The 11,979-nt window shown below is 50.7% G+C and carries 9 protein-coding genes; 5 read left to right on the forward strand and 4 right to left on the reverse strand.

Annotation, left to right across the window (positions count from 1 at the left end; all coding sequences use genetic code 11):
• Positions 1–50 precede the first annotated feature (50 nt).
• From AZH43_RS08300 to AZH43_RS08315, 4 genes are all read left to right on the forward strand, one after another.
• Positions 51–1,610, forward strand: a complete 1,560-nt coding sequence (locus tag AZH43_RS08300; protein WP_067668612.1) for a DUF2271 domain-containing protein — start codon at positions 51–53, stop codon at positions 1,608–1,610.
• Positions 1,611–1,640: 30 nt separating this feature from the next.
• A complete protein-coding gene (locus AZH43_RS08305) occupies positions 1,641–2,231 on the forward strand; it encodes a PepSY-associated TM helix domain-containing protein (protein ID WP_067668614.1) in 591 nt (196 codons plus the stop codon).
• Positions 2,232–2,240: 9 nt separating this feature from the next.
• The gene (locus AZH43_RS08310) at positions 2,241–3,722 is read left to right on the forward strand and encodes a sulfite reductase subunit alpha (RefSeq protein WP_067668618.1); all 1,482 of its coding nucleotides are present in this window, start codon (positions 2,241–2,243) and stop codon (positions 3,720–3,722) included.
• A 153-nt stretch (positions 3,723–3,875) separates the two neighbouring features.
• On the forward strand, positions 3,876–4,613 hold the full coding sequence (locus AZH43_RS08315; protein ID WP_067668620.1) for a sulfite exporter TauE/SafE family protein: 738 nt from the start codon (positions 3,876–3,878) through the stop codon (positions 4,611–4,613).
• Here the strand turns inward: AZH43_RS08315 and AZH43_RS08320 are convergent.
• The 4 genes from AZH43_RS08320 to AZH43_RS08335 all read right to left on the reverse strand — a co-directional run bounded on the left by AZH43_RS08320 (position 4,610) and on the right by AZH43_RS08335 (position 10,725).
• Positions 4,610–5,515 carry a LysR family transcriptional regulator gene (locus tag AZH43_RS08320; protein ID WP_067668621.1) on the reverse strand — a complete coding sequence of 302 codons (906 nt, stop codon included), beginning with the start codon at positions 5,513–5,515 and terminating at the stop codon, positions 4,610–4,612. The genes AZH43_RS08315 and AZH43_RS08320 overlap by 4 nt on opposite strands.
• A gap of 158 nt (positions 5,516–5,673) precedes the next feature.
• A complete protein-coding gene (locus tag AZH43_RS08325) occupies positions 5,674–6,978 on the reverse strand; it encodes a solute carrier family 23 protein (protein WP_067668623.1) in 1,305 nt (434 codons plus the stop codon).
• 299 nt (positions 6,979–7,277) lie between these two features.
• Positions 7,278–9,962 (reverse strand): phosphoenolpyruvate carboxylase, encoded by a 2,685-nt coding sequence (ppc, locus tag AZH43_RS08330; protein WP_067668681.1) that lies wholly within the window; start codon positions 9,960–9,962, stop codon positions 7,278–7,280.
• Positions 9,963–10,101: 139 nt separating this feature from the next.
• On the reverse strand, positions 10,102–10,725 hold the full coding sequence (locus AZH43_RS08335; protein ID WP_067668629.1) for a TetR/AcrR family transcriptional regulator: 624 nt from the start codon (positions 10,723–10,725) through the stop codon (positions 10,102–10,104).
• Positions 10,726–10,875: 150 nt separating this feature from the next.
• On the opposite strand from AZH43_RS08335, the gene AZH43_RS08340 reads away from it, so the two are divergent.
• Positions 10,876–11,979, forward strand: a complete 1,104-nt coding sequence (locus AZH43_RS08340) for an efflux RND transporter periplasmic adaptor subunit (RefSeq protein ID WP_067668630.1) — start codon at positions 10,876–10,878, stop codon at positions 11,977–11,979.

Below are 11,979 nucleotides of genomic sequence, written 5' to 3' on the forward strand. Positions count from 1 at the left end.
AACTACTATCATTATCAATAAAATTCTACAAAATATTCTGGAGAATCAGTGTGTCATTTACTGCAAAAAAACTTGAGCCTGCACGGACAGCATTCCGTCTAACGCCGTTGGTTGTGGCGCTGGCGCTGATTTCTCCATTAAGCCTGCAGGCTGCTGAACCTCAGGCTAAGCATGCGCAGCTGGAACAGGAAACCGTGCAAGCGCACCGTTTCCACCGTGATTATGTGCTGGGTACATCTTTGGATGTTGTGGTGACCGGCGTGTCTAAAGCTGATGCGAAATCAGCATTGGACGCGATTCAGGCCGAAATCGCCCAGCTGGAGCAAAAGCTGTCGATTTGGCGTGATGACAGTGAAATTTCTGCCCTCAATAAAAACAAAGCAGGCGCTGTTTCTCCTGAGCTTTTTGACGTGATTGCCGCCTGTGAAGCGTGGCGAGATACAACCTGCGGCGCGTTTGATGCGCGTCTGGGCCAATTGATCGGCTTATGGGAAAAGTCGCAAGGCATTGTCGATTTGGATACCGCTACGCATGCGCAGGTGCTGAATCTGTTAAAGCCTGACAGTGTGGCAATGGATGAGTCTGCACAGCAGATCAAGATGGATGCTGCAGTGTCTTTCGCGCCGGATGCCTATGCCAAAGGCTACATCATTGACCGCGCTATGATGGCCGCCCGGAACAAAGTTCCGGCAGCTGAAGGCCTGCTGATTGATATTGGCGGCGATATCCGTGTCTGGGGCAGCGCGCCGCAAAAAGACGGCTGGAGCATCGGCGTGCAGGATGCCTTCAATCATCATGATCTTGCGGTGCCGACAGAGGTGCTGAAATTAAAGGACCAAGCCGTGGCGTTCAGCGGTCAAGGCTATCGCACATTGGCAGGCCAATCGCATTTGCTGGATCCGAAAACAGGCATGCCTTTGCAGCAGGTTGAGCAATGCGTGGTCGTGGGAACCTGCGCGGCGGATGCAGATGCTTTAGCAACCGCTTTAGCCGCTATGCCGCCGGCAGAAGGCTTGGCGCTCATTGAAGCTTTGGCCGGCTATGAAGCGAAATTGACCATGAGCAACGGCGCGGCTTATCAAAGCGCGGGCTGGAACGGCTTATTGCAAGCTTCAGCGGCGCAGCCTGAAATGCGGGCGGTCGCCAGCGCTTCATCTGCCAAATGGCCGTCCGGCTATCAAGCGGCTATTGACGTCATGATTCCGAAAATCAATGTGGAAAAATACCGCGCGCCGTATGTCTCGGTCTGGGTGACGGATGCCGATAAAAAATTAGTCAGAACCCTTGCAGTTTGGGGGAAAGATGAAAAATGGATTAACTCGAACTATGTCTGGTGGCGCCGCTACGGCCGTCAAATGGAAAAATTGGATGCAGTCGCTAAGCCGTCACGCCAGCCGGGCCAGTACAAAATTGTCTGGGACGGTAAAGACGACAGCGGTAAAGCTGTCGCGGCCGGCCAATATATTGTGCATATTGAAACGGCCCGCGAACATGGTGATCACTCTTATCAAATGATGAATCTTGATGTGAAAGCGAAAGCTTCGAGCCAAAGCCTGCCGGCGCAAACTGAAATTGGCAGCGTTAAAATGAATTTCCAAAAAATCCATTGATCCCTTTCATGGTTCATTAAGGTCTAAACTGTGTACCAACGCCGTGATTTTTACCGCCATGCACGCTATGTGCATGGCTGGCTATCCGCATTCGCATTTATTGTGCTTGTCTTTTTCTCCTTGACCGGGCTGTTCCTCAATCATCCTGAATGGTTTGATCCGGCCAAAGATGAAAAAACTGTCAAAATCCAGCTTCCTGAAAATCTGCTTCAGGCAGCGCAGAAGCAGGAAAACCCTTCCAATGCGCTGCTTGACTATATCCGCCAAAAAGAAACTGTGGTCGGGCGTTACCAAAGCAGTGAAGTTATAGATGGTGAAGTCATGATCCGCTTGGAAAGCCCTGCAGGTTCGACCGACATTTGGGCTTTACTGGATACGGGTGAAGTGGAGATTACGCAAAAACCGGCATCTGCTGTGTCGCTGATCAATGATCTGCATCGCGGCAAGAATTCAGGCACCGCATGGCGCTGGCTGATTGACATCAGTGCCGTGTTGATTTTGGCGCTGTCACTGGCAGGCTATATTTTATTCTTAAGCATCAAGTCCCGCTTAGTAACGCATCTATTGCTGACGGCAGCCAGCCTGGCCGTATTGATTGCGCTGATTTGGTCGGCTGTATAGGCATTTATCATGACATCTGCAGCAGCCTTGCTCCTGAGCATTTTTGCGGTTTTGCTTTTCATTCATTTGTTGGTTTTAGTGTGGCTATTTTTTGCGAAGCGGGCCTCAAGCCGCCGCAGTCGGCAGGATATAAACCCGCAAGCCTATCTGATTATTTATGCCAGCCAGTCAGGGCAGGCCGAGCAGTATGCGCAGCAAACCGCGCTGCGCTTGCAGCAGGCCGGCGCGTGCGCTGAAAGCTTAAATATTCAGGAACTGAAACCGGCCCATCTTCAGCAGGCGTCTAAAGTGCTTTGGATGGTCAGCACCTATGGTGAAGGCGATGCGCCCGATACAGCGCAGCTTTTTCAGCAGCAGATGCTGCATCAATCTTTTGATTTTGCTCACATGTCGTATGCCATTCTGGCATTTGGCGACCGGCGCTATGTCAATTTTTGCCATTTTGGACAGGCGCTGAATGCATGGCTGCTGAAGCAGAATGCGCAGCCGTGGTTTGATTTGGTCTGTGTTGATCAGTCCTCAGCAGCAGATTTGAACATTTGGACACATCATCTTGAGCAAGTGACGGGCCTGCAGCTGGATATGGCACATGAGGATAAGCGCTGGACAGATTTCCGCTTGATAGATAGGCAGCTGCTGAACCCCGGCAGCTGCGGCGGTCCCATGTACCGCGTCATCCTGTCTGTGCAAAATCAGCAGTGGCATTCCGGGGATATTCTTGAAGTGCAAAGCGCAAACGCCGGCACAGAGATTCAGCGCTTTTTAGAGCAGCATCCAGCTGATTCGGATCAGGCGCAGGCCAGCCATGCCCTCAAGCTGAAGAATCTGCGTCAGCCGCCTTTACGCCAGCAGAATGAACGCTTTATGCAGTGGATTTCGCGCTTTGAGCCGCTGCCGTTAAGGGATTATTCAATCGCTTCGATTCCTGAGCAAAATCAGCTGGAATTGGTGGTGCGTCAGCACGTCGCCGCACAGGATTTAGGTGTCGGTTCAGGCTGGCTGACTGCGCGGGCGTCTTTAGGTGGAAGCATTACGGCGCATATCCGGAAAAATCCGGCATTTCATTTAGAAAAAATTGATAAGCCAGTGATTTTTATTGGAAATGGTTCCGGTATTGCGGGGCTGATGGGACATCTGCAGCAGCGCCAAGCATGGGGCTTCCAGCAAAACTGGCTGATTTTTGGCGAACGCCAGCAGCAGTTCGATTTTCTTTTTGAGCAGCAGCTTTCAGACTGGAAAGACAGCGGTGTTCTGCATACGCTGGATACGGTTTTTTCACGCGATCATTTGCCTAAAAAGTATGTGCAGCATCTTCTGGCAGAAAAAGCGCAACAGCTGTGCGAATGGGTGAATCAGGGCGCTTATATTTATCTGTGCGGCAGCCTGCATGGCATGGCGCAAGGCGTGGATGATGCGCTGACTGAGATTTTGGGCGAAGCTGCATTTGAGCAGTTGCGCTTGCAGCAGCGCTACCGCCGTGATGTGTATTGAACGATAGAAAATGCAGTTGAAAGCGCCAGCAGCTGGCGCTTTTTTTATACCGCAAGAGCCTCAATATTTGATTGAGGCTTGATTCGAAAAACAGTGATATTTCAGCCCAGCAGAATTTTTTACCATAGCGCTAAAGAATATTTGAGTGAACACATGATCTGGTTTGTTATCGCGGTATTTGCAGTTGCCGGCATGATTAAGGGCACCATTGGTTTAGGCTTGCCTGCAGTTGCAATGGGGCTGCTGACCATGGTGATCAGTCCATTTCAAGCAGCCACGCTGCTGATCGTGCCTTCCATGGTGACCAACTTTTGGCAGCTGTTTGCAGAAGGCCGCGTACTGCAGCTGATCCGCCGTTTTTGGCCGCTGCTGCTGGGGATTATCGCAGGGTCGATCTGGAGCATTTTCCCAACTTTGGGCCATGGCCAGTTTAAAAGTGAGGCGCTGCTGGGAAGCATGCTGGCGCTGTATGGCTTATATGGCCTATGCGCCAAAAGCCTGCCGAATTTTGCGGCCCATGAAAAATGGCTGTCTCCTATTATCGGTTATCTGGGCGGCGCGCTGACGGTGGCGACAGGCGTGGTGGTGATTCCTGTAGTGCCTTATTTGCAGGGGCTGCAGCTGAAGCGGGATGATTTGGTGCAGGCGCTGGGCTTGGCGTTTACCACATCAACCATCTGCCTTGCCGTTTTTCTGCAACAAAATCCTGTGGATAATCTGCCTTTGGATTATCAGATGTCCTTGATTGCTTTATTTCCGGCCTTGATCGGGATGTGGGCGGGCAAGAAAATCCGTTACCGCATACCGGAACAAAAGTTCCGTAAAGTATTTTTTGCCGGATTAATTGCTCTGGGCAGCTACATGGCGCTGCATCAGTTTGGCTGGATTTAATTGCGCTGCAAGGTGTGATGCTGCGCAATCAGAAATTGGCTGAAATGCTGATAGGCCAAAGCTAATCCATCAAAGCTTCGGGCCGTCAGCAGCAGTTTGCGGTTGGCCCAATCGCCAGTTAAATCGACAAAATGAAAGGCATACAGTGCCTGCAGGCGAAGGGCTGCCCGCTTAGGCATAATCGCAATTCCTACCCCATTGGCGACCACCTGCGCAATGGCGGCAAAGTTGGGCAAGCGCAAGCGGTATTGAATGCTGCAGCCCAAAAGTCTGGCTTGCGTTTCAATGGACTGCTGCAGGGAATGATATTGCATCAGCCCGACAAAGGGATAAGCCAGCGTCTGGGCCAGCTGTATCGGAGCATGGCCTGCCAGCGCATGTGTTTGCGGGCAAATCAGGACCAAAGGATCATCGGCAAATTCCAGTGTCTGCAGGCGGCTGGATTTAAAAAAGCCCGAAATCAGTCCCAGCTGCGCTGTGCCTTGTTCAATGGCCGCGATAATTTCATTGGATTCGGCTTCTTTCAGTTCAATTTGAACATTGGGATTCTGCATTAAATATTGCGGCAGCAACTGGGGCAGGTATTCACTTTGCGCAGATGAATTGCACCATAGCACCATATTGGAATTGAGGCCTGCAGCAAAGGGCGCCATGGCTTGTTCCAGCTGGCGGCCCTGTTTAAGCATCTGCTGTGCATGCTCGGTTAGCGTTTGCCCGGCTAAAGTGAGTTTGACCCCCGAAGCATGACGGGTAAACAGACTGACCGCATAGCGCTGCTCCAGTTTTTTAATGCGTTCACTGCAGGCTTGCAGTGAAATTGCAGAGCGTTCAGCGCCTTTGGTCAGACTGCCGGTTTCCACAATATTCAACACCAGCTGCAGGTCAAACAGATCTAAGCGCATACATGCGTGCTCTTATCAGAAGGCTTTATTTTACCCAAAATCTTCAGACTTAAAATATGCCGCTCAATTATAGAAAAAATTAAAGGCATCAATTGCATAAAAGATAAAGCCAAAAAAAAGCAGCCCGAGGGCTGCTGTCAATTTTTCAAGGCATCAGATTATTCTGATTTATCCCCTAAGCTGAAGAACCAGTTTAAGATTAAAGCCGCGAAAGTAGCGGTGCCAATGCCGCCCAGATTGAAATTGCCGAATTGCAGCGCAAAGTCGCCTGTGCCTAGAATAATGGTCACGGCAGCCACCATCAGGTTTTTATTTTTAGAGAAATCGACTTTATTTTCAATCCAGATTTTTGCCCCGGCAATGGTGATTAAGCCGAACACAATAATGGATGCGCCGGTTAAAATCGCGCTAGGAATGGTATGGATAATGGCACCGAATTTTGGCGATAGGCCTAAGAAAACGGCAAACACGCCCGCTACCACAAAGATGATGGTTGAATAGACGCGGGTGACCGCCATGACGCCAATGTTTTCGCCATAAGTCGTCATGCCTGGGCCGCCGACAGCACCTGAAAGGGTGGTCGCTACACCGTCTGCCACAAAGGCTTTGCCAATATGCGGATCGAGGTTTTCACCGGTCATTGCGCTGACTGCTTTAATATGGCCCAAGTTTTCCGCCACTAAAATCAGGGCGATCGGGGCAATAATCAGCATGGCATTGACGTTGAATTCAGGCGCATGGAAATGCGGAACGCCAAACCAAGCGGCTTGCTGAATCGGCGTGAAATTAATTGGCGTGCCGTAACCCATCACGTTGGAAACAATGTAATAAATCAAATATGCCAGCAGCAGGCCGACCAGCAGCAGCAGGCGCTGCAACAAGCCTTTAGTGAACACGGCAATGGAGCCCATGCACATCACAGTCACCAGTGACATCCACATATTGAAGCTGTTGCCCATCACGCCTTTTACCGTTACAGGCGCAAGATTTAAGCCAATAATCATCACGACAGCGCCAGTCACAACCGGCGGCATCAGTTTTTCAATCCAGCGGGTACCGGTCGCCATGACAATGAAGCCGAAAATCGCATATAAAATACCGCAGGCCATAATGCCGCCGGCAGCCAAGGCAATATTGGCATTCGGAGCGCCAGTGCCAGAGGCTGCGTAACCTGTCGCGGCAATAACCACGCCAATAAAAGCGAAGCTTGAACCCAGATAGCTTGGAACACGGCCGCCTGTCATAATAAAAAACAGGATGGTGCAGAGGCCTGACATTAAAATGGCCAAATTCGGATCAAAGCCCATCAAAAATGGCGCAAGAACCGTGGCTCCAAACATCGCAAAAGCATGCTGTATCCCCAATACAGCACTTTGCGCGGGCGGCAGATATTCATTGGTGCCTACAGGGCGTGCATCAATACTGCCTTCATACGGGCGCCATTTGGGAAACCAATTGGACATAAAATGAGCACTCAAAATCTAAATTGTGCACATCATACGCTTCTTTTTTGGAAGATTTAATCGCTGCAATAAAAAAAGATTAAAACTAATGCTATGACTTTTCATTATTTTTTTACCGTACGGTAAATGTTTTTTGTTTTATAAGTCACATTAAATCAGTGGTTAATCAGATTAAGCCCAGGCCAGGCCTCTCATAAATTTTTTTGATTTAACTTATGATTAAAGGTGTGGATTCTAAAATAACCGCTCAATAAAAAGGCATATCCTGAAGATATGCCTTTTAGAAAGGTTTTAAGCGGTCAGCCCGTGTTGCGCAGTCCGGCAGCGATACCGGCAATACTGACCATCAGGGCATGGTCAACAGGAGTGTTTTCGGCTTGACGCTCTGTTAAATAGGCGCGGCGGCGCTTCATCAGTTCTGCCTGCAGCAAGTGCAGCGGCAGCAAATACGGCTTGCGCACTTTCATCGACTGGTCCAGCACATCATTGCTGCTGAGCAGCTTGGATTCGCCTTTTAAAGCCAGCAAAGTCTGCACCGCATCTTTTAAACGCTGGCGCAGCTCTTCACCCAAGGCTTTTAAGTCTTCATCCTGCGTTAAGTGCGACTCATAATACAGCGCCACATGGCCGTCTGATTTAGACAGCACCATTTCCAGCATATCGATTAAGGTTTGGAAATATGGCCATTCGTGCAGCATTTCTTCTAAGACTGCTTTTTGCCCCTGATCCAGCACCTGATTGATGGCTGCGCCAGTGCCCAGCCATGCGGGAAGCATCAAGCGGATTTGTGTCCAAGCGAAAACCCAAGGGATGGCGCGCAAAGACTCAATGCCGCCGCTGACTTTGCGTTTGGCAGGGCGTGAGCCGAGCGGCAGCATTTGCAGCTCCAGTTCAGGCGTTACGGTACGCAAGTATTTTACAAAATATGGATTTTCACGCACAGTCTGACGGTAAACCTGAACAGACAGGTCGGTCATTTTATGCATCAGCGCGCGCCATTCCTGCTTAGGTTCAGGCGGCGGCAGCAGGGTCGCTTCTAAAGTGGCAGCGGTATAAATTTCTAAATTCTGCAGCGCAATGCCTTCCAGTCCGAATTTAAAGCGGATCATTTCCCCTTGTTCGGTGACGCGGATCGCGCCTGAAATTGAGCCCGGCGGCTGAGAGAACAGCGCCTGCTGAGTCGGTGCGCCGCCGCGGCTGATTGAACCGCCGCGGCCGTGGAATAAGGTCAATTGCACGCCGTGTTTTTTCGCAATTTCGGTCAGCTCTTCCTGCGCGCGGTACTGCGCCCAGTTGGCCGACATAAAGCCTGCGTCTTTGGCAGAGTCGGAGTAGCCAATCATCACTTCATGCTTGCCCTGAATATGCTGCTTGTACCAGTGCATGCCAAACAGGGTGTTCATGGTGTCGGATGCGCCATCCAAATCTTTCAGGGTTTCAAACAGCGGCACCACGCGCAGCGCCTGCTGAATGCCGGCTTCTTTTTGCAGCAGAAGCACTGCCAGCACATCGCTTGGATATTCCGCCATGGAAATGATATATGCGCCTAAGCTTTCAGGAGGCTGAGCCGCCAAAGTACGCATGGTGGCAAAGACCTCCTGCACATCCGGATGCTCAATCAGGCTTTGCTTCGGCTCATTTAAATGTTTCGGCAGCAGCGGGCGCTTGCTTTGCAGCTCCTGCAGCAGGAAGTTCTGGCGCGCCTGCTCGGTCCATGTTTCAAAATTGCCTAGGCCGAGATATTCCGTAATGGCAGAAATCGCTTGGCGGTGGCGGCCGGATTCCTGACGGATGTCCAGTTTTAACAGTTCAATGCCGAAGCAGTTGACGCGGTGAATAAAGTCCAGCAATTTGCCATTGGCAATTTCAGGCAGGTTGCTGGCAATGAGTGAGCGGTAGCACAGCAATAATGGCTGCAGCAGTTCATCTTTGCTTTTAATCACTTGGCTGTCGTCAGCCTCTGCGCCGCGCAGTTTTTCTGACAGCCAATGGCGTGTAGCCTTCAATCGCTGGCGGGTTTCACGCAAATATTCACGGTAAGGTTCAGGATGATCCTGCCCCAAGGCCTCGCGCAGTTCTGCGCTGCACTGCTCTATTGACAATTCCCAGCGCAGGTCTTCAATATCGCGCACATATAGGTCTGCGGCTTTCCAGCGCGACAGCCACAGCACTTCTTGCGTCACGCTGTGCGTGACATTCGGGTTGCCGTCGCGGTCACCGCCCATCCAAGAGGCAAAGCGCACAGGCGCAATGGTCAGCGGCAGCTGTTTGCCGCAATGTTCTGCCACCATGCCGTCCAATTCACGCATGAATTTCGGTACGGCATTCCAAAGTGTCTGTTCAATGGTGGTGAAGCCCCATTTGGCTTCATCGACCGGCGTTGGGCGGTGCTGGCGGATTTCATCGGTCTGCCATGCAGAGCAGATCAGCTGTTTTAAGTCATCCAGTACCGCTTGGCGCTCACGCGGCGTCAGCTTCTGCTGATCGAATTTAAACAGGCAGTCATTAATGCCGTCATATTTTTGAATGAGCGTGCGGCGGCTGACTTCCGTCGGATGCGCGGTCAGCACCAGTTCAATTTTTAATTCACAAATCTGCTGGTACAGCGTTTCAGCAGAAATGTCGCGGTCTTTGAATTTTTGAAATAAGTGGTCCAGCGGGTTAGGCGATGGCGCCTGTTCATCAAATTCGCTTTGACGCCGGCTGCGCACCACATGGTACTGTTCGGCAATGTTGGCAAAGTTTAAAAAATGGGTAAACGCGCGGGTCAGCGGCAGAATTTCATCATCTTCCAGGCTTAAGAACAATTGTTCCAGCTGCTTTTCAGCTTCGGCTTGCCCGTCCCGTGCGCCTTTAGCGAGGGCGCGAATCTGTTCAACCTGATTAAACAAATCTTGTCCGGCATGCTGCTTGAGGGTTTCGCCCAGCAGGTTGCCCAGCAATCGTACATCGTCACGTAATGGAGCATCAATTTGTTGAATCATTTTTTCGCATTCTCCGGTTGTTCTGACTTGAATATACCCTGATTCAATGACAATCCAAGCAGGCACAGACAAAAGTCGGATTCAGTTTGCTTAGAAAATAGCAAGACCTAGGCCAAATTCATCCGCATGGGAAAATTTATTAAGGGATAGCGCCTGTTCCATAGCGCAGCAGAAACAGCGCCATGCTGTCCTGAATAATCTGCTGCCGCTCTGCGTGATCGGGAACGGTGCGGATGCCCATTAAGACTTCATGATGGCGCAGGCCCAGCAGCAGTGAAAAAATCAGCATGGTTTGCGTGCGCGGGACATCCGGACGGACAAATTTGAGCGCAATCGCCTGTTCAAAGAAATTTTCCCATAGCCCGCAGAGTTTCTGATGCGACGCATTGTAGAACTGTTGCGCCAGCGGATTATGCTGCGAAGCCAGTTCCAGCAGCAGATATTCCATTTTCAATGCTTCGGGCAAATTGACAATATTTAAAGACAGTTCACAGGCATGCTGCAGCGCCTGCAGAAAATTGCTGTCTGCTGACAAATGAACCGGCTGCGCGCTGATCAGCTTGTCGCAGGTTTCCGCAATCGCGGCTGTAAACAGGCTGTCTTTATCTTGGAAATGGTTATACACCGTCAGTTTGGTGGTATCGGCTTTTTGCGCAATTTTATTCATGCTGCAGCCATGATAGCCGCACTCTAAAAATAAGATTTTGGCCGCATCCAGGATGCGCTTGCGTTTTTCAAAGTCTTTTGGACGTCCAGCATTCATGTGCAAAAAAATTCCAAAAATGTCATTCAGGTCATTGATTTTATCTTAAATTAACAATTAATGTACCGCATGGTTTATTAATTAAAAAACAATCAATTTTTAATAGACCTATTTTGCCTCAAAAACTACTTTGATATAAGAGCGAGCTTCATGAGCACGATAAAAACCGCTGTTGCCAGCATGATTATTGTCTGCGGTGTGACCTTAGGGGGATGCAGCAAAAATCAGTCGTCTACTGAACAGGAAGTCCCATTGGTCATGGTGGCCCAGCCGGCTGCCGCGCATGCCGAGCAGAAAAGCTATGCCGGAGATGTGCAGGCGCGGCAGCAGACGGCTTTGGCATTCCGTGTAGGCGGTCAAATTACGGAGCGTTATGCGGATGTCGGTGATCAGGTGAAAGTCGGTCAGGTGCTGGCCCGCTTGGATGTAAAAGATGCAGAACTGCAGAAAAATGCCAATCGTGCGCAGCTGGAAAGCGCGCAGTCTGCAGTCAAAACAGCTGAAGGGGAATTGAAGCGTTTTCAGCAGCTGCTGCCGATCAATGCTGTGAGCCGTTCGCAATATGATGCTGTCGAAAATCAGTATAAAGCGGCTTTAGCCAATTTAAAGCAGGCGCAATCCGCCTATGACGTCAGCAGCAATCAGACTCAGTACAACCAGCTGACAGCCAATAAAAGCGGGGTGATTACGGAGCGCAATATTGAAGTGGGGCAAGTGGTTTCTGCTGGCCAGCCCGCTTATCAGCTGGCCATTAATGGCGAGCGTGAAGTGGTCATTGGCGTGCCCGAGCAGGCCATCGCTGAAATTAAAGCCGGCCAGCCGGCCAAAGTCACATTATGGTCTAAGCCGAATGAGCCGCTGAATGCCTATGTGCGTGAAATCTCTCCGGCGGCAGATCAGTCGCGGACCTACAGTGTGAAAGTTGCGCTGCGCGAAGGCAATGCCCAGATTCAGCTGGGGCAAAGCGCGCGGGTATTTTTCAGCCATGCCGAAAATGGCCAGCTGAATGTGCCGCTGTCCAGTGTATCTGCGCAAGGCCAGCAAGCCTATGTCCTGACCGTGCAGCCGGATAATACTGTACGCAAGGTGCCTGTGGCGCTTGGCGCTTATGGCCGGGACAGCGTGCCGGTGCTCAGCGGACTGAAGCCGTCTGATTATGTGGTGATCGGCGGGGTGCATCTATTGCGCGAAAAGCAGAAAATTCATCCGATTGACCGTGAAAACCGTCCTGTGCGTATTCAGGCAGGAGGCTAA

This window comes from Acinetobacter pragensis (assembly GCF_001605895.1).
Lineage (GTDB): Bacteria > Pseudomonadota > Gammaproteobacteria > Pseudomonadales > Moraxellaceae > Acinetobacter > Acinetobacter pragensis.